The organism is Methylotenera sp., from assembly GCF_029945705.1.
Lineage (GTDB): Bacteria > Pseudomonadota > Gammaproteobacteria > Burkholderiales > Methylophilaceae > Methylotenera.
Window position 1 is genome coordinate 34670 of the sequence record NZ_JAQSDC010000040.1, and the last position, 17763, is coordinate 52432.

A 17763-nucleotide genomic window follows, 5' to 3' on the forward strand; every position below is an offset into this window, starting at 1 on the left:
TTACCTTTAAAATTTGGAATCAAATCGAAATAGGCTGAAATCAGCCTATTCTATTGACACAACTTGCAACAATTACTTGGCAATATGTTGTACTAATCGCATCAAGTTACAGGTATAACCATACTCATTGTCATACCAAGCGACTATTTTTACGAAGGTTGGATCTAACAAAATACCTGCATCTGCATCAAATACTGATGGGCAGGTTTCACCACGGAAATCGGTAGAAACAACTTTTTCAGTAGTGTAACCAAGCACGCCTTTTAACTCGCCTTCAGAGGCTGTTTTCATGGCTTGGCAAATGGCTTCGTAAGTTGCATCACTATTTAATTCGCAAGTTAAGTCAACCACTGAAACATCTGATGTTGGCACACGGAAAGCCATGCCTGTGAGTTTTTTATTTAACGCTGGAATCACTTTACCAACTGCTTTAGCCGCACCCGTGCTGGATGGGATGATGTTTTCCAAAATACCACGACCACCGCGCCAGTCTTTATTTGATGGGCCATCTACGGTTTTTTGCGTTGCTGTTGCCGCATGAATTGTGGTCATTAAGCCACGTTTAATGCCAAAGGCATCGTTTAATACTTTAACTACTGGCGCTAGACCATTAGTTGTACATGATGCGGCTGAAACAATCGCCTCACCTTTATATTCCTTATGATTCACACCATAGACAAACATCGGTGTGTCATCTTTACCTGGTGCAGATTGCACTACTTTTTTAGCGCCTGCATCAATATGTTTTTGACACGTTTCTTGTGTTAAAAAGAAGCCCGTGCATTCAATCACGATATCAGCTTGAACTTCGTCCCACTTCAGGTTGGCTGGATCTTTTTCAGCAGTCAAGCGTATCGTTTTGCCATTCACCACTAAATGATTACCGTTGACAGACACATCACCTTTGAATCGACCATGCACAGAGTCATATTTAAGCATATAAGCTAGATAATCTGGCTCTAACAAATCGTTAATTGCGACCACTTCAATATCTGTGAAGTCTTTGATTGCCGCACGAAACACCATGCGACCGATACGACCGAAACCATTAATTGCTACGCGAATTGCCATGATAATTCCTAATTTTTGATGTCAATAATCGCCATGTAAACGAAAAAAATGATTAAATGACGTAAAGAAATACTAATCTCATAAACAAATAGGGCACCTCACAAGTGAGATGCCCTATTAAACTTAGCTGCTAATTAAACTGCAGCGCTTAAAATTAAAGCACCTTAAATTACAGCACCGATTTAACAGTTGCAACTACATTTTCAACTGTGAAACCGAAGTGTTTCAACAACACGCCGCCAGGCGCTGATTCACCGAATGTATCGATACCTACAACAGCGCCTTCTAAACCTACATATTTACGCCAGAAGTCAGTTACACCAGCTTCAACAGCCACGCGTTTAACGCCTGGAGTTAATACGCTGTCTTTGTAAGCTTTGTCTTGACGATCAAATACGTTAGTTGATGGCATTGAAACTACGCGTACTTTAGTACCCGCAGCATTTAACTCAGCAGCCGCTTTAACCGCTAATTCAAGTTCAGAACCGTTAGCGATAATGATAACTTGTGCGCCAGCAACATCAGACAATACATAACCACCCTTACGCATTAACGCAAATTGTGCAGCATCATGTTTCATACCTGCAACGTTTTGACGGCTTAATACCAAGCTCGAAGGACCATCTTTACGCTCAACCGCAGCTACCCAAGACACAGCAGTTTCTGTTGAGTTACCTGGACGCCATACGTCCATATTTGGAATCAAACGTAAGCCCGCAGTATTTTCGATTGGTTGGTGTGTTGGACCATCTTCACCTTGACCGATAGAGTCATGAGTCAACACCGCAATAACACGTTGTTTCATTAATGCAGCCATGCGCAATGCGCTCTTCGCGTAGTCAGAGAACATATGGAATGTACCGCCGAATGGAATCAAACCACCGTGCAATGCCATACCGTTCATGATGGCGAACATACCGAATTCACGTACGCCGTATGAAATGTAGTTACCTGGTTTTTTAGCATCAACGTGCACAAAGCTGCCTGTTGAAGTTAAGTTTGAACCAGTTAAGTCAGCTGAACCGCCTAAGAACTCTGGTAACAATGGCGCTAATGCACCGATAACATTTTGCGAAGCTTTACGTGTTGCAACGCCTTCAGCTTTTTCGTTTGTCGCTGCGATGATTGCATCAGTAGCTTCTTTCCAGTTAGCTGGTAAGTCACCTGCCATGCGACGTGTGTATTCAGCAGCTTCAGCTGGGAATGCTTTTGCATACGCTACAAATTTATCATTCCATGAAGACTCATCAGCAGCGCCTTTAGCCGTTGCATCCCAACCAGCATATACATCTGCTGGAATGACAAATGGCTCGTGGTTCCAACCAATGTTTGCACGTGTTGCAGCAACTTCTTCTAAACCTAGTGCAGAACCGTGGCAGTCATGTGAACCAGATTTGTTTGGTGAACCCATACCAATAACTGTTTTACAGCAGATTAATGATGGTTTGTCTGTCACTTTTTTAGCCGCTTCAATTGCCGCACCAATAGCAGCTACGTCATGACCATCTACTGATTGAACGTGCCAACCATATGATTCAAAGCGTTTAGCAGTATCGTCTGTGTACCAGCCTTCGATATGACCATCGATAGAAATACCGTTGTCATCCCAGAATGCTGTTAACTTGCCTAAGCCCCAAGTACCAGCTAAAGCACAAGCTTCGTGAGAAACGCCTTCCATCATACAACCATCACCTAAGAACACGTATGTGCTATGGTCAACGATTTCATGGCCTGGTTTGTTGAATTGGTTAGCTAATAATTTTTCAGCCATTGCGAAACCAACACCGTTTGCAATACCTTGGCCTAGTGGACCAGTCGTTGTTTCAACGCCAGGAGCATAGCCATATTCTGGGTGACCAGCACATTTTGAATGCAATTGACGGAATGTTTTGATTTCGTCCATTGGCAATGCATAACCAGTTAGGTGTAGCAATGAGTAGATCAACATTGAACCGTGGCCATTTGAAAGCACGAAACGATCGCGATTTGACCAGTTTGGATTTTTTGGGTTATGACTTAGATGGTGATTCCAAAGCTCTTCAGCAATTTCTGCCATGCCCATAGGTGCGCCTGGGTGACCAGAGTTAGCCTTCTGTACCGCATCCATAGATAACGCACGGATGGCGTTGGCTAGGTCTTTACGTGTTGCCATAGATTTCTCCCTAATAATTAACTTGTAGTTTTACGATTCGAATCTGACTAACTAATTACTTGAACATCACTGCAAGTCTTATAGAAAATCGAATAAAACCTTGATTGAATTCTTTAAAAAGTCAGCGTTATGCACTGCTTTTTGGTAAAAGTGAAATTATTGCTTAATTACCCTTTTTCGGCAAGGGCTTAGGCTGTATTTGGCGCGTAGATAATAATATTTATTTAGCATTTCACTAAATTGAATATTTATTGATTGCGTAAATTGCAGCCATAAAAAATAAAGCCAGCAAATAAGCTGGCTTTATAAATTACAACTAGTTTTAAGAAATCAAGCCATCACTTTGATGACTCATCTTTTACACCAAGCTTAACTACAAAAGTTTAGCTGCCCACTCTTGTGCACTAATCTCTTTGTCACCTGAAGTATCTTTATGCGCAAAAATGGTTTGATGGAAAGCTAAAAATTCCGCTCTTGTGACTTTATGATCGCCATCAGCATCCATTGTTCCCATCATTTTCATTGAGCGTAACTCTCTGCTATAACCGCCAGTTGCAAGATCAAGTTTAGAGTGCTTAGTTGGCCCAGCCCATTCTTTTGCATCAACTGAGCCATCTTTGTCTTTATCAAGCTCATCGAAAATGCTGTTGTAATAAGAATCAGCTTCGGCAGCCGTTACCATGTGATTGCCATCAGCATCTAACATTTTCATCATGCCCATTTTGCTAAATTCACGCGCATATCCACCTGTACCTAACATTGCATCTGCAGCAAACGCTGGCGCTGAGAGAACGCCAGCTGAAAGTAATGTCACTGCCACTAATACTACGTTTTTAATTTGAATGTTCATCTTAATATCTCCTGAATAACCACTATTTGAAAAAGAATTTTGCTTGCAACCCTTAGTCTTGTAGTACATCAAGTTCCTTACATTTAATTATTAATTTCTTTCAAACGCATCTTGGATCCAACATTAATTTACGCCTTAATTTGGCGTATTACCTTAAACTAGCTTGATGAAATCTATACGCCATTTATTTTTAATTGTTGTCGCAAGCGCGACTTTCTTCACCTTATTCGCTATGCAGATTAACGCCAAGCAAAGTGACGCCAACGTATTGCTGGCGAAAACTTATCAGCTAGGCACGGATGTACAGCAATACTTGGTCAGTGAAAAGTTTGATGGAGTACGTGCAGTATGGGATGGCGGCACTTTTCATACGCGCACAGATCATGTGATTGCGGCGCCAGCATGGTTCACTAAAGACCTACCTAAAACACCATTGGACGGCGAACTATGGCTTGGGCACGGCAAATTCGAGGCGCTTTCGGGTGCAGTGAGAAAAGATGTGCCGATTGACGAAGAATGGCGAGGCATTTCCTACATGGTGTTTGAATTGCCAAATGCAAAAGGCACTTTCGCCGAGCGTGCAAAAGCGATTGTCAATATCGTCAAACTGGCAAATAGTCCGCACTTAAAAGCTGTGAAGCAATTTAGAGTGAGTGACGAAGTAGCGCTACACAAACTACTCAATCAAATAGTGGCACAAGGTGGCGAGGGGCTAATGCTACATCGCGCCAACGCGCTTTACTTGACAGGCCGCAGTGATGTGCTACTTAAATTAAAATTGTTATACGATGCCGAAGCTATCGTAGTAGCGCATACCGCGGGACAAGGAAAATACAAAGGCAAGCTTGGGGCGCTAGAGGTAGAAACGCCAGAAGGCATACGCTTTAAGTTAGGCACAGGCTTCACCGATGCGCAACGGGAAAACCCACCAAAAATTGGCAGCACTGTTACCTACACATATCGCGATAAAACTAAAGCTGGCAAGCCAAAGTTTGCCAGCTTCTTACGAGTACGCAATGAGCAATGAAACTACAGCCCAAGTAACGCCTTTTTTAAATTAGTATCAACTGCATGATCGCCCAGCCAAACGCGCAATAAAGCTTGATTAAACAACTCGCCGTCAATGTTACCTAGCAACTTGCCATTCAAACTCACCTTCGTACCTGCTGAAGTACAATCTAACAAAATAACATCACCCTCATTCACTTCTTTTGCAGAGGTCATCATTTTCTGAAATGACTTCATTTGTGTGTCAATTGAAGACATTTCTGCCTGAGTGTTATTGTCGGCAAAACCTTCGTTCATCCCTTGCAACAACTGCGCTGAACTGACATCACGTAAAAAATGCATCGCTATACGTTTATTGCCATGATCATTAATCACGGCATTTGCATCAGTTTGCTTTTGCGTCAAATAAAGCGCACCAGCATAGACCTTAAACATCATTTTAGTACGCAAACCAGCGCCGTTTAATAGTAAAGCACTACCGCTAACTTGCGCGGTTTCGTCAATTTTCACGCCTTTGATTTCTAACGCTTGAGCAGACAAAGTAAGCACTAATAATATTGCAAAAATTGAGCTTCTAACGAGAATTTGCCCAACACTAAGCTGACTAAATCCAAATTTCATAGCAAACCTCATAAAAGCACCTTTATATTCCAACCCGTAATATTTAAAGCTTAGGCTAAGCTCACTTGACCACCACTACTCACAGATTGCAACACAGCTTCTATCGTTTTGCAGTTAGCTTTCGCGTCTGCAAAGGTTAAATGCGGCGTTTTATTATTCAACACGCAATCACTGAAATGCTCAATTTCTAAAGTAAAGTGATTGCTTGGCGCAAAGCGTTCTTCGGCGTATTTACCATCTTCCAACGCCCATGAAATAACAGGCACATCATTTTGAAACACCCAAGCTGCGAGACATTTCACCCAACCTTTAGTGCCAATGATTTCATATTCTGATTTGCGACTACGTTCAAAGCTAATATCAAAATGACCAAATCGGGCACGGCCTTCTGCATCGCACCCAAAATCTAACACGCCACTGGTGACAATATCCGCGCCGACTTCATTCAACTTAGCATGTGCAACCACACTGACCGGCTCTAAACCAAAAGCCCAGCGTAACGAATGGATCGCGTAAGGCCCAATATCCCACATCGCCCCGCCACCCTCTTTAACCCCGCTAGCAATGCGATACATACGCGCTGGGCGCATCAAAAACGAGTAAGAAGCTCGGCAGGACAACACATCGCCAATCAAACCTGACTCAACAATCTCTTTAACACGCGTATGCTGCGGATGAAAGCGATACATAAAACCTTCCATCACCTTCACGTTATTTTTAATTGCAGCCGCTTCAATCGCATTAATATCTGTAACGGTCAACGCCATCGGTTTCTCTATCAACACATGTTTACCTGCATTGATGGCTTTAAGCGCCCACGCTGCATGCTCGTTATTCGCCATTGGACAGTAAATAGCATCGACGTTTTTATCTGAGATTAAAGCATCCATATCATCATAACAGCTGACGTTTGGATGGCAAGGCGCGTACTTATCCAAAGTAGCTTTTGCCGCGCCATCACGGCGGCTAGCAATTGCGACTAATTCAGAATTTGATGCTTCGATAATTGCGGGGAGTAAGCGCTCGTTTACACGTGCTGCGCCTAGAATGCCCCATTTAAGTTTAGTCATACATTACTCCATTTAATACTACATCCGATACTGGCAACTTGCTCTTTAGGACCCATTCCCGTTTCAGCAACCTGCTTCATGGCATGAAATAAATCACGCGTGCTATTAGGCGCAGTTTCTTTGCGGCTTTCATCGAAACGGCCACGATATTGCAACTCGCCTTCGTTGTTGAATCCAAAGAAATCTGGAGTACAAACCGCGTCATAAGCTTTTGCGATTGCTTGCGTTTTATCCAACAAATATGGAAATGAAAACTCCATTTTGTGCGCGACTATTTGCATATTTTCTAAGCTATCTTCTGGATAGTCTGTTGGGTCGTTAGACATAATCGCCACTGTGTTAATACCGAGCATTTTCAGCTCACGAACGTCACCGACCAACCTTGGAAAAATGGCTTTTACATAGGGGCAGTGATTGCAAATAAACATGACTAACAAGCCATTTTTGCCCATGATGAGGTCGCGTGAAATCATGCTGCCATCAATATTTTGTAGATTAAAATCTGGCGCTTGCCAGCCAAAATCACACACAGGTGGGTTTAAACTTGCCATACTTTTTCCTTATTTCAATTTTTTAGCTAATTACCTTTTCTGTCATACTGACGAAGGTCGGTATCTAGTGACATTAAACGCCGCTGGATTCCGTGTCGTAGCACGGAATGTCGTTTTTAAGATACTATCACTTTTATTCAAAATTTAAGCTTTGCAAAATGCCTAACCCTCGTTTTTACAGTGTAGAAAATCTGCGCATTGGCTCTACCGTTAAACTGAGCGATAACGCCGCCACTCACGCCACGCGTGCACTGCGCTTAAATGTAGGTGATCATATTCATTTATTTAATGGCGATGGTTTTGATTACGCATGCGAGCTGATGGTAGTTAAAAAAAGCGAAGTGATTGCCAAGGTTAATGCTAGCCAAGCTCGTGATACTGAGTCACCACTCAACATTATTTTATTGCAAGGCATCTCTAGTGGTGACCGCATGGATTACTCCATTCAAAAGGCGGTAGAGTTGGGCGTTAAACAAATACAGCCAATCGCCACTGAACGTAGTGTGGTTAAGCTTTCTGCCGAGCGTGCCGAAAAACGATTGGAGCATTGGCAAAACGTTGTCATTTCCGCCTGCGAGCAATGCGGTCGCGCGACGATTCCTCAAGTATTCGCGCCAAAAACTTTAGCTAATTGGTTATCAACTAATTTAGCATCTAGCGCTACGCGCATTTTGCTTAACCCAATTGGTGCAAAACGCTTAGCAGAGTTGGATAAACCAAGTAGCGAGATTCAATTACTCATCGGCGCAGAGGGCGGTTTAACCCAAGCGGAAATCAATTTAGCTATTTCGCAGGGTTTTCAATCTGTCATTCTTGGGCCAAGAATCTTACGCACAGAAACAGCTGGGCCAACTGCGATTGCGGCATTGCAATCACTTTGGGGAGATTTTTAGGTGGCTTAGTTGTGAAGTTCTTAGCATTAGAGCAAACCTTAGTATAAAATAATTTGCATTAATTACATAAATATTTTATATTATTGTAATAATTACACTTTATGCTTTAGGTTTAGATTAACATCACCATGTCTATTGGCCACTCTATACGCACTCGGCGCAAGTCGCTGAACATTACGCTGCAAAACCTCGCCAATCAAGTTGGAGCGGATGCAGGCAATTTGTCGCGTATTGAGCGCGGTGAATTAGGGATTAACGAAAATAGTCTACGCAAGGTCGCCGAGGCGCTCAATTGCACACCAGCTTATTTGTACGCACAAAGTGATATGCCAAAAACCGCATTATCCGTGCAAGAGCATCGTCAGCCTTATCTCACCACTTTATCGCAAGTGCCTAGCAAAAATAGTACGTCTAACATTAAAGACTTCGTGCAGTGGTTTAGGTCTGTTGCGCCTTATATACACGCCTTTGGCGGTCGAACTTTTGTGATTGCATTTGGCGGCGAAGTCGTTAATGAAAAGCAATTTATTGCACTTTCACATGACTTAAACTTACTTGCGAGCCTAGAAGTGAGGCTAGTATTAGTGCACGGCAGCCGCCCACAAATTGAAAAGCGCCTACGCCGCGATAAACTTTCAACCAAATTTGTGAATGGTCTGCGCGTGACCGATGATGCGGCGATGGAAGCCGTAAAAGAAGCCAATGGCGTTATTCGTGTTGAAATTGAAGCGTTATTGTCTATGGGTTTGGTTAACTCACCGATGGCAGGCTCTGACATTCGCGTAGCGAGTGGCAACTTTGTGACTGCAAAACCCATGGGCGTGCGTGATGGCGTCGACTTGCAGCACACAGGCGAAGTACGTCGGGTAGATGCAGTTGGCATACAAAAACGTCTTGATGACAATGAATTAGTTTTGTTATCGCCATTGGGATACTCACCGACTGGCGAGGCATTCAATTTAAGCTTAGAGGATGTGGCGGTGAGTGCTGCGGTTGCGCTAGATGCTGACAAGCTGATTTTTTTGATGGACTCTGAAGGTGTACATAATCTACGTGGCGAATTATTGCGTGAAATGACCGCAGGAAAAGCTAAAAATTTACTGCGTAATGTGACAGGCAATGAGCAAGCGATCAATATTTCTGAAGATATTAACTACTATTTGCCTGCAGCAGTAAGAGCTTGCGAACACGGCGTAGCACGTACTCATCTGATTTCACGGCACATCGATGGCGCTATCATTCAAGAGCTTTTCACACTTGACGGTATTGGCACTATGGTGACCGAACTTAGCTTAGAAAGTATGCGCCAAGCCAATATTGACGATGTAGGCGGCATATTAAAGCTGATTGAGCCACTTGAAGCTGAAGGCTTTTTGGTTCGGCGGGGGCGCGAACATATTGAAATGGAGATCGAACATTTTTATGTAATGGAGCACGACAATCGAATTATTGGTTGCGCCGCTTTATACCCATTTAACGCTGAGCGTACAGCTGAATTTGCCTGCTTGGCCATTGACCCCGCCTACAGAGGCGGCGGCCGTGGCGATAAATTATTTTATTACTGTGCCAGCCAAGCCAAAGAATTAGGCTTTAAAAGCCTATTCTGCCTCACGACACGCACCGAGCATTGGTTTTTAGAACGCGGATTCACCGAACAAAATGTAGAAAAGCTACCTACTGAAAAACAAAAACTTTACAACTTTCAGCGTAAATCAAAGGTGTTTAGCAAAACTTTATAAGCAATTTTTAGTTACAATGACACAAATTGCATTTACTAAATTCAAGCTCATGGAAAACTTATGTTAAGCCAAACAACTGCCGCAAAAAAAGCACGCACGCTTGCCGAAGCGCTGCCTTATATCAAACGTTTTTTTGATAAAACCATCGTCATTAAGTACGGCGGAAATGCCATGACTGACGAGCATCTTAAAGAGTGTTTCGCGCAAGATGTTGTATTGCTAAAACTTGTAGGCATGAACCCTGTGGTTGTACATGGCGGCGGCCCACAAATTAACGAAATGCTCGATAAACTTGGTAAAAAAGGTGAGTTTATTCAAGGCATGCGCGTGACTGATGCAGAAACCATGGATGTGGTTGAGATGGTGCTGGGCGGTCAAGTCAACAAAGAAATCGTGAATTTGATTAACCGTCATGGTGGCAAAGCGGTAGGTTTAACAGGCCAAGATGGTAATTTCATTCATGCCCACAAACTACTGATGGAAGACATGAACGACCCAACTAAAATGATAGACGTTGGTCAAGTAGGTGAAATCAGCGCAATTGATCCAAGCATTATCAACTTCTTAGACAAAGGTGACTTTATCCCAGTCGTTGCGCCAATTGGCGTAGGTGTAGATGGCGAAACTTACAATATCAATGCAGACGTCGTGGCAGGTAAATTGGCTGAAATTTTAGGCGCTGAGAAATTGATTCTGCTTACGAATACACCTGGTGTTTTAGATAAAAACGGCGAACTATTAACGGGCTTAACGCCCAAACAAATTGATGACCTAGTGGCAGATGGTACCCTTTCTGGTGGTATGTTACCTAAAATCAGCTCGGCTTTGGATGCAGCACGTAGCGGCGTAAAAGCTGTGCATATTATTGACGGCCGTGTTGAGCATGCGTTATTGCTAGAAGTATTAACAGATGAAGGTGTTGGTACGCTGATTAAGGCCAAATAAATTGGCTTTAATCCATAGGTCAAAAGTCTGGATTTTTGACCTAGACGACACATTACATAACGCTTCTGCGCATATTTTCCCAGTGATGAACCGCACCATGACGGAATATATCATGGGCCATCTGAATATGGACGAAACAGCAGCGCACCAACTACGCCAGCACTATTGGCGTGTCTATGGTGCCACACTCAAAGGCTTGATGCGTCATCACGGTACTAGCCCGCATCATTTTCTTGAAGAAACGCACAAGTTTCTTGATTTGCCCGAGATGGTGCTTGAGGTAAAACGTTTGCGTCACATGCTGCAAAACCTTCCAGGACGTAAGTTAGTATTCACCAACGCGCCTAAAAGTTATGCCATTCGCGTGCTGGATATTCTGGGCATCACTGATTGTTTTGAACTTGTGTTTAGCGTGGAGTCAACAAAATTTCATGCAAAACCCTCAATACGGGGCTTTCAGATGTTACTCAAAACGATTAAGGTAAAAGCCAGTGACTGCGTTATGTTAGAAGATAACCTCGCTGCATTAATGACGGCAAAACGATTAGGCATGAGAACAATTTGGGTAACAAAAAAACTACAAAAACCAAATTTTGTGGATTATCGATTAAGTGAAGTGTTAGCACTTACTCACCTTAAGTTATAATTTCGAAAAATAATAAGTAAGACTTCATCACCAAAACTTAATAACAAGCTCAATATAAGTATTTTAGGGGAAAAAGATGGCAGGGGAACGGAAACAGCAGATTTTAGAAACGCTCGCCAAAATGCTAGAGGCGCCAAAGCGTGAAAAAATTACAACCGCATCACTTGCGGCAAAACTTGAAGTAAGTGAAGCCGCGCTTTACCGCCACTTTGCCAATAAAGCCCAAATGTTTGAGGGTTTAATTTCCTTTATCGAAGAAACCATTTTTGGTTTAATTAATAAAATTGTCTGCGAAGAAACCGACGGCTTAAGACAAATTCAACGCACGATCACCATGCTACTTGCGTTTGCAGAGAAAAATCCGGGCATGACTCGTGTGTTAATTGGCGATGCTTTAGTCAATGAAGACGAAAAACTTCAGGTACGCATTAACCAACTTTATGACAGAATTGAAGTCACACTCAAACAAAGTTTACGCATTGCTGAAACGCAAAGTGGTAGCAAGGGCGATGCAGAAGCACAGGCCAACTTAATAGTTTGTTACATCATTGGTCGCTGGCAGCAGTTTGCTAAAAGTGGTTTTAAACGCAAACCAACAGAGTATGTACAACAACAAATTACAACACTTATTAATTATTAAGTGCTTGTGACTAATAAATTTGATTAAACGATATAGATAATACTGGGGACTTAAATTGCAAGGTACGATATTTGGATTTACAGAAGCACAAATTAGCCAATTTGGCATGAATTACGCAGTGACAGGGCTAATGATATTAATGATGATTATCGTCGCCAAGCTCGCGTGGGATTCAAAAGCAGGTAAGTTTGGTGGCGTCGCATTATTTATTGGATTAACACTTGGTGTCGCAGGGTTTGTCATCAAACTCCTCATTGAACACTTTTTGGGAATATAAGCTTCTAGCTATTGCAACGCTTGCTTTACCGCTTTGAGTCTTGCTTCAAATACAGCCGCTTTTATTCTTTCTGGCTCTGAATATGCACTTGCAATAGCGCCCGCATCTACACTAGCTGAGGCTTCTAGCACTTTAAGCATTAAATCTGCGGCTGGCGTTGTACAGGTTTCAAAACCAGTTCGCCCACGTGAGTCAGCCTCACAGGCTTTTAAAAAATCTTTAAATCTAGCGGGTTGGCGAATGGCATCCAACTCGACTAGAAACTCTAACAAGGTACTTGGCTTCATTTGAGGTGCTTGGTGCAACTTGCCATGGAACTTAGCCACAATATGACCGAGCTCTTTGCAATCATTCGGTACACGTAAACGCTTACATATATCTTTTAGCAACTTAACACTACGTTCTTCATGGCCGATATGTCGAGGTAATATATCTGCTGGCGTAGTACCTTTACCTAAATCATGCATTAAGGCGGCAAAGCGCACAGGCAGGCTAAAATTTTCCTTGGCAGCATAATCTACCACCATCATCACATGCACGCCTGTATCGACCTCAGGATGATGCTGTGGTGGTTGCGGCACACCCCATAGCTTATCTAACTCTGGCAATATTTTTTTGAGTGCACCACAAGCACGCAACACATCAAACATACGGCTTGGTTTGGCTTCCATCAAGCCTTTAGCAAGTTCTTGCCATACACGCTCCGCAACTAAAGCATCCACTTCGCCTGCGCTTACCATGTCTTGCATTAACTGATTGGTTTCTGGCGCTACACTAAAGCCTGCGAATCTGGCTGCAAACCTAGCTGTGCGTAATATCCGCACTGGATCTTCAGCAAAGGCAGCACTTACATGGCGCAAGGTTTTAGACAGAATATCCGCTAAACCTTTATACGGATCAATTAACTGACCGTCTTCAGATTTTGCCATCGCGTTAATGGTTAAATCGCGTCGTGCTAAATCTTCTTCTAAGGTAACATCTACTGAAGCATGGACTGCAAAGCCTTTATAACCTTTTGCGGTTTTGCGTTCAGTGCGCGCTAATGCATATTCATCATGCGTTTTAGGATGTAAAAAAACAGGAAAGTCTTTGCCTACAGGTTTATAGCCAGCGGCTTCCATCTCCGTTGGCGTGCTGCCAACCACGACATAATCTTTGTCTTTGACAGGCAAGCCCAGCAACTCATCACGTACTGCGCCACCGACCAAGTAAATCTGCATGACGCGACCTATTTACCTAGCGGCGTTGCGACGAAAGCGATCATAAGCACCACGAGGTGTTTGATCGATTAGGTATTGTGGAATTACCGTTTCCATCGCGGTAGGGGTGATATTAAAAACAGTTGGAAAAGCTTGTTCACTCACGCTATCAATTTCCATGGAGCGCACATTGTCACGTGACATCAGTTTAACTGGCATCAGCTCCATCATAAAAGCTTGCGCATATGAAAGTGTATCGTTAAGGCCGATAATTGGTCGCTGTACTTGCAAGGCATTCATCACTGATTTAACCAACTCACGGAACGTATACACTTTTGGTCCTGCTAATTCATAAACTTGACCATAAGTAGCGTCATTAGCGATGCTCGCAACAAAACAACTAGCGACGTCTTCTACCCAGACGGGTTGAAACTTGGCATCAGGTTTAGCTAACATGACGACTGGTAAAGTCTTGATAAGCGTTGCGAATAAATTAATAAAACTATCACCACGGCCAAAAATAACAGAAGGCTTAAAGATTGTGATATTTAATTGATTTTGGTACTCAAGCAAAGCCTCTTCACCTGCGCCTTTAGAACGCAAATACTGACTAGGCGCGCTTTGACCTGCACGCAAACTACTCATGTGAATCAAGCGTTTAATGTTTAAATCTACACAGATTTTCGCTAACTGCACTGGCAACTGATGGTGAATGGCATTAAAAGTTGAATGTCGATTTTGATGCAGAATACCCAGCAAATTAATCACGACATCGGCACCTCTTAAAGCTGAGTTCAAAGAATGGTAATCGTTAACATTGCATTCTTCTACCTGAACGTTAGGCAACAAAAATAAGTGCTTGGCAGAGTCTCTACGGCGCGTAAGCACTTTCACTGAATAGCCGGCTGCATCAAGCTTTGCCACAATCGCGCTACCGACAAAACCTGAGCCGCCTAATACGCAAACTTCTTTTAATTGATCTTTTGTTTTAAACATGGGTGTTCCTAAGCTAATACTTTCAAAAAATTCCGTGCCATCTTGTTTCATTATTGGTCATCATCTGCGCTAGTATCCTCTGGTTTTCCAGTTCCAGGAATGATGCCTAAACGTGCTTTCAATGTTTGAATCCTCACACTTTTATTCTCACTAACTAAGCGTGGTGCGTAAATCTGCGCATTGGCCATTACTTTTTGCACGTAGTTTCTAGTTTCCGTAAATGGAATGCTCTCTATGTAAATAGCCGCCTCCATTGGCTCAGTAGCCATCCAGCGTTTCGCACGGCTGGGTCCAGCATTATAGCCAGCAGTCGCCATCACAGCTTGCCCACCCATTAAATCTAAGGTGTAGCGCATATAGTAAGTCCCAAACTCAATATTAGTACTTAAATCATGAATCATACTATTATTGTAGCCATCTTTACCCATGCGCTTGGCGACCCATTTTGCCGTAGCAGGCATCAGCTGCATTAAGCCTGCAGCCCCAACACCTGATTTTGCATAGTGCATAAAGCGGCTTTCTTGGCGTGTAATGCCGTATACCCAAGCCTCATCCAAACTCACCTCATTGGCTGATTTTCGGAACAAATCTCGGTAGGGGGTTGGATAGCGCAAGTTAAAATTATGTGTTTGCTTGGTGTTATCTGCAGTGCTAATCGCAACGTCATACCATTTCTGACGCATGGCATATTCCGCTGCGGCTAATAACTGTTTATCATCATACTGCCTTGTTGCCCAAAGCCATTCGGCCTTAGCTTCCCAACGCATATCCAAACGTTGCAACTCCAGCGCGCGTTTGATTTCTGGCTGGCTGGCAATCGCGGTGACTTCATTGTCGGTTACTTTATACTCGATAGCTTGGCTGCTCATCAAACTTTCTAGCTCTTCCGCAGCTAACCAGCCATAGTAATGTCGCTCAGTTGAGAGCTTGCTGAATATTGTATTCGGCTCAACCACATCGCCCGTCTCTCTGAGCGCTCTCGCTTTCCAATAACGCCAAGCGCTTTCTTCTTGCTGCTTAGCTTGCATAGCAGAAATAGTTTTTAACACCACAGGCCAATCTTGAGCACGCAAGGCTGCACGTACTTCCCAAGCAAGTTGCTCTTTATCTAAGACGCTATTTTCCGCCAAAGCATAAAACTCAAGCGCTTGCGGGTTATGTCCGCGTGCAGCGTGATAGGCGATACGTCCCCATCCAAAAGCGCGGTTATCAACATCAAATAGATTTTGCACTTTATTGTAAGTACCAATGGCTGCATCTAACTTACTACGTGCTAAACGGTCAAGCGCGTATAGATTCACTTCTGCGCCAAAGCGTGTTTTGAAAGAAACGGTTTTTTTATCTAATATAAGCTGTGGCGACTGATGGGCTTTATCGAGCAGTTTGAGCGTGGCTAGCTCCACATTGGGCAAACGCGTAATCACGTTTTTAGCTAAGCTTAGTTTGCCATCTTGCAATGCTAGTCTAAATCTTGCCCAAATATCATCATTACTTAGTGCACCTGATTTTTGTAGTGCATCAAACAATTGATTGCAATTGCTTGGCAAGTCAGTACTTGTCATCCATAAAGTCTTAGCTTGGCTTGCTACATCAAAATCGGCTAATTGCGTATGACCAAGCATGGCATAGCATTGCACGGCAACATCTTCGCGATGGAAATTGTTTAGCTCTTCAAAAAAAGGTCCCCAGTTTTCATTTTTAGCTAGCTTTTTGAGCCATTCACCACGAACGCGGTCATTAAAAGGCATATCCACATACTTGGCTAAAAAGTTCTGAACCTCTTCATCTCTAGCCTGATCCATATTGAGTAGCATGAGCCAGTAATCTGCATAGGGTGCCAATATGTATTGCTGAGTATTGAGTTGCGCGACATCTTCAGTGAGCGCGATGGCGTTCTTTGCAGCATAAGAATCACGCGCATGCTGAAACAAGGCGTCATCTGATAAGGCGAATGCTTGACTTGAAAGTGTAATGGTTACTAACGCTAGTAAAAGGCGAGTAAATATCATGGTACGCCCCTTGTTTCATTATAGGTTTGATGATGAATCTGGCTGCAATACCAGAGTTCGATATTTCGTATATCAGTAAACTGGCGCAGCGAACAATTGTGGTTCTTGTGCCGAAAAGGTTTCTGGCGCATCTTCTTGTTTTTCAAATGTCGCATATTCCCATGCGGTTTCATCTTGCATAAGGGCGCGTAACAATTGGTTATTGAGCGCATGACCAGATTTATAGGCGTAAAAAGCACCCAAAATTGGATGCCCTAACATGTATAAATCGCCAATGGCATCCAATACTTTATGTTTTGCAAACTCGTCGTCATAGCGCAAGCCATCGGCATTAATCACGCGATACTCATCTAAAACAATGGCGTTATCTAAACTACCGCCACGCGCCAAACCATTGGAACGCAAATACTCAACTTCGTGCATAAAACCAAAGGTACGCGCACGACTAATTTCATTAATGTAGGAATCTTCAGCGAAATCAATTTTTACCTGACTGCCTGAGTTCTCAAATACTGGGTGATTAAAATTGATGGTGAAATCGACTTTAAAACCATGATAAGGCTCAAAACGCACCCATTTATCGCCTTCAATCACTTCTACTGTTTTTTTAACCCGAATAAATTTCTTGGCGGCGGCTTGGTCAACAATGCCAGCTTCTTGTAATAAATAGACGAATGGTCCTGAACTACCATCCATAATCGGTATTTCAGAGGCATCTACTTCGATATAAACATTGTCCACACCTAAACCTGCAAGTGCGGACATGATATGTTCAACGGTGGCAACGCGCGCGCCATTGGCCTCTAACGCAGAACACAAGCGTGTGTCATGCACTGCGTTAGGAGTCGCTAAGATTTCATTGGGTTGAGGCAGATCAACCCGTTTGAAAACAATACCAGTATCAGCTGCAGCCGGACGCAGGGTAAGAGTAACCTTTTCGCCGTTATGCAGACCGACGCCAGTGGCGCTAATCGCTTTTTTTAATGTACGTTGCTTTAACATCAATATTCCTAATTTCTAAAACTCTAAGTTCAAACTTTTTGCTGCATACTCTATGTCCGCATTACTTTACAAAGTAATTTTTACCTTAGCAATC

General features: G+C 43.1%; 17 protein-coding genes. 7 read left to right on the forward strand and 10 right to left on the reverse strand.

From position 1 onward, the window contains the following. Window positions 1–72: 72 nt before the first annotated feature. The 3 genes from gap to PSU78_RS08505 all read right to left on the reverse strand — a co-directional run bounded on the left by gap (window position 73) and on the right by PSU78_RS08505 (window position 4073). Window positions 73–1071: a type I glyceraldehyde-3-phosphate dehydrogenase gene (gene gap, locus PSU78_RS08495; RefSeq protein WP_300387017.1), complete on the reverse strand. Its 999-nt coding sequence runs from the start codon at window positions 1069–1071 to the stop codon at window positions 73–75. A gap of 169 nt (window positions 1072–1240) precedes the next feature. After that, a complete protein-coding gene (gene tkt, locus PSU78_RS08500) occupies window positions 1241–3223 on the reverse strand; it encodes a transketolase (RefSeq protein WP_300387019.1) in 1983 nt (660 codons plus the stop codon). Between the two features lie 373 nt (window positions 3224–3596). Further along, entirely contained in the window at window positions 3597–4073 is a 477-nt protein-coding gene (locus PSU78_RS08505; protein ID WP_300387021.1) for a calcium-binding protein, read from the reverse strand. Between the two features lie 166 nt (window positions 4074–4239). On the opposite strand from PSU78_RS08505, the gene PSU78_RS08510 reads away from it, so the two are divergent. Next, the gene (locus PSU78_RS08510) at window positions 4240–5100 is read left to right on the forward strand and encodes a DNA ligase (RefSeq protein ID WP_300387023.1); all 861 of its coding nucleotides are present in this window, start codon (window positions 4240–4242) and stop codon (window positions 5098–5100) included. A gap of 2 nt (window positions 5101–5102) precedes the next feature. Here PSU78_RS08510 and PSU78_RS08515 read toward each other — a convergent pair whose 3' ends face one another. The 3 genes from PSU78_RS08515 to PSU78_RS08525 are packed head-to-tail and all read right to left on the reverse strand — an operon-like array spanning window position 5103 to window position 7323. Beyond that, a complete protein-coding gene (locus PSU78_RS08515; RefSeq protein WP_300387024.1) occupies window positions 5103–5702 on the reverse strand; it encodes a chalcone isomerase family protein in 600 nt (199 codons plus the stop codon). 50 nt (window positions 5703–5752) lie between these two features. Beyond that, a complete protein-coding gene (locus PSU78_RS08520; RefSeq protein WP_300387026.1) occupies window positions 5753–6772 on the reverse strand; it encodes a Gfo/Idh/MocA family oxidoreductase in 1020 nt (339 codons plus the stop codon). Then, entirely contained in the window at window positions 6769–7323 is a 555-nt protein-coding gene (locus tag PSU78_RS08525) for a thioredoxin family protein (protein ID WP_300387028.1), read from the reverse strand. The genes PSU78_RS08520 and PSU78_RS08525 overlap by 4 nt, the downstream gene beginning before the upstream one ends. 158 nt (window positions 7324–7481) lie before the next feature. Here PSU78_RS08525 and PSU78_RS08530 point away from each other — a divergent pair, with 158 nt between their 5' ends. The 6 genes from PSU78_RS08530 to PSU78_RS08555 all read left to right on the forward strand — a co-directional run bounded on the left by PSU78_RS08530 (window position 7482) and on the right by PSU78_RS08555 (window position 12463). Further along, the gene (locus PSU78_RS08530) at window positions 7482–8216 is read left to right on the forward strand and encodes a 16S rRNA (uracil(1498)-N(3))-methyltransferase (RefSeq protein WP_300387030.1); all 735 of its coding nucleotides are present in this window, start codon (window positions 7482–7484) and stop codon (window positions 8214–8216) included. A gap of 128 nt (window positions 8217–8344) precedes the next feature. Next, a complete protein-coding gene (gene argA, locus PSU78_RS08535; RefSeq protein ID WP_300387031.1) occupies window positions 8345–9955 on the forward strand; it encodes an amino-acid N-acetyltransferase in 1611 nt (536 codons plus the stop codon). Between the two features lie 60 nt (window positions 9956–10015). After that, window positions 10016–10900 (forward strand): acetylglutamate kinase, encoded by an 885-nt coding sequence (gene argB, locus PSU78_RS08540; RefSeq protein ID WP_300387033.1) that lies wholly within the window; start codon window positions 10016–10018, stop codon window positions 10898–10900. Between the two features lies 1 nt (window position 10901). Further along, window positions 10902–11546 carry a pyrimidine 5'-nucleotidase gene (locus PSU78_RS08545; protein WP_300387035.1) on the forward strand — a complete coding sequence of 215 codons (645 nt, stop codon included), beginning with the start codon at window positions 10902–10904 and terminating at the stop codon, window positions 11544–11546. A 76-nt stretch (window positions 11547–11622) separates the two neighbouring features. Further along, window positions 11623–12186: a nucleoid occlusion factor SlmA gene (gene slmA / locus PSU78_RS08550; RefSeq protein WP_300387037.1), complete on the forward strand. Its 564-nt coding sequence runs from the start codon at window positions 11623–11625 to the stop codon at window positions 12184–12186. 55 nt (window positions 12187–12241) lie between these two features. Further along, window positions 12242–12463, forward strand: coding sequence for a DUF2788 domain-containing protein (locus PSU78_RS08555; protein WP_300387039.1), 222 nt, complete (start codon window positions 12242–12244; stop codon window positions 12461–12463). A gap of 8 nt (window positions 12464–12471) precedes the next feature. Here the strand turns inward: PSU78_RS08555 and PSU78_RS08560 are convergent, their stop codons facing one another. The 4 genes from PSU78_RS08560 to lpxC all read right to left on the reverse strand — a co-directional run bounded on the left by PSU78_RS08560 (window position 12472) and on the right by lpxC (window position 17669). Beyond that, window positions 12472–13683 (reverse strand): multifunctional CCA addition/repair protein, encoded by a 1212-nt coding sequence (locus PSU78_RS08560; RefSeq protein ID WP_300387041.1) that lies wholly within the window; start codon window positions 13681–13683, stop codon window positions 12472–12474. Window positions 13684–13695: 12 nt separating this feature from the next. After that, a complete protein-coding gene (locus PSU78_RS08565; protein WP_300387043.1) occupies window positions 13696–14658 on the reverse strand; it encodes a complex I NDUFA9 subunit family protein in 963 nt (320 codons plus the stop codon). 50 nt (window positions 14659–14708) lie between these two features. Then, window positions 14709–16667, reverse strand: a complete 1959-nt coding sequence (locus tag PSU78_RS08570; RefSeq protein WP_300387045.1) for a transglycosylase SLT domain-containing protein — start codon at window positions 16665–16667, stop codon at window positions 14709–14711. A 72-nt stretch (window positions 16668–16739) separates the two neighbouring features. After that, the gene (gene lpxC, locus PSU78_RS08575) at window positions 16740–17669 is read right to left on the reverse strand and encodes a UDP-3-O-acyl-N-acetylglucosamine deacetylase (RefSeq protein WP_300387047.1); all 930 of its coding nucleotides are present in this window, start codon (window positions 17667–17669) and stop codon (window positions 16740–16742) included. Window positions 17670–17763 lie beyond the last annotated feature (94 nt).

Bases quoted from the DNA above. Each gene is read 5' to 3' on its own strand.
- gap (WP_300387017.1), bottom strand. From the start codon at position 1,071: ATGGCAATTCGCGTAGCAATTAATGGTTTCGGTCGTATCGGTCGCATG.
- tkt (WP_300387019.1), bottom strand. From the start codon at position 3,223: ATGGCAACACGTAAAGACCTAGCCAACGCCATCCGTGCGTTATCTATG.
- PSU78_RS08505 (WP_300387021.1), bottom strand. From the start codon at position 4,073: ATGAACATTCAAATTAAAAACGTAGTATTAGTGGCAGTGACATTACTT.
- PSU78_RS08510 (WP_300387023.1), top strand. From the start codon at position 4,240: ATGAAATCTATACGCCATTTATTTTTAATTGTTGTCGCAAGCGCGACT.
- PSU78_RS08515 (WP_300387024.1), bottom strand. From the start codon at position 5,702: ATGAAATTTGGATTTAGTCAGCTTAGTGTTGGGCAAATTCTCGTTAGA.
- PSU78_RS08520 (WP_300387026.1), bottom strand. From the start codon at position 6,772: ATGACTAAACTTAAATGGGGCATTCTAGGCGCAGCACGTGTAAACGAG.
- PSU78_RS08525 (WP_300387028.1), bottom strand. From the start codon at position 7,323: ATGGCAAGTTTAAACCCACCTGTGTGTGATTTTGGCTGGCAAGCGCCA.
- PSU78_RS08530 (WP_300387030.1), top strand. From the start codon at position 7,482: ATGCCTAACCCTCGTTTTTACAGTGTAGAAAATCTGCGCATTGGCTCT.
- argA (WP_300387031.1), top strand. From the start codon at position 8,345: ATGTCTATTGGCCACTCTATACGCACTCGGCGCAAGTCGCTGAACATT.
- argB (WP_300387033.1), top strand. From the start codon at position 10,016: ATGTTAAGCCAAACAACTGCCGCAAAAAAAGCACGCACGCTTGCCGAA.
- slmA (WP_300387037.1), top strand. From the start codon at position 11,623: ATGGCAGGGGAACGGAAACAGCAGATTTTAGAAACGCTCGCCAAAATG.
- PSU78_RS08560 (WP_300387041.1), bottom strand. From the start codon at position 13,683: ATGCAGATTTACTTGGTCGGTGGCGCAGTACGTGATGAGTTGCTGGGC.
- PSU78_RS08565 (WP_300387043.1), bottom strand. From the start codon at position 14,658: ATGTTTAAAACAAAAGATCAATTAAAAGAAGTTTGCGTATTAGGCGGC.
- PSU78_RS08570 (WP_300387045.1), bottom strand. From the start codon at position 16,667: ATGATATTTACTCGCCTTTTACTAGCGTTAGTAACCATTACACTTTCA.
- lpxC (WP_300387047.1), bottom strand. From the start codon at position 17,669: ATGTTAAAGCAACGTACATTAAAAAAAGCGATTAGCGCCACTGGCGTC.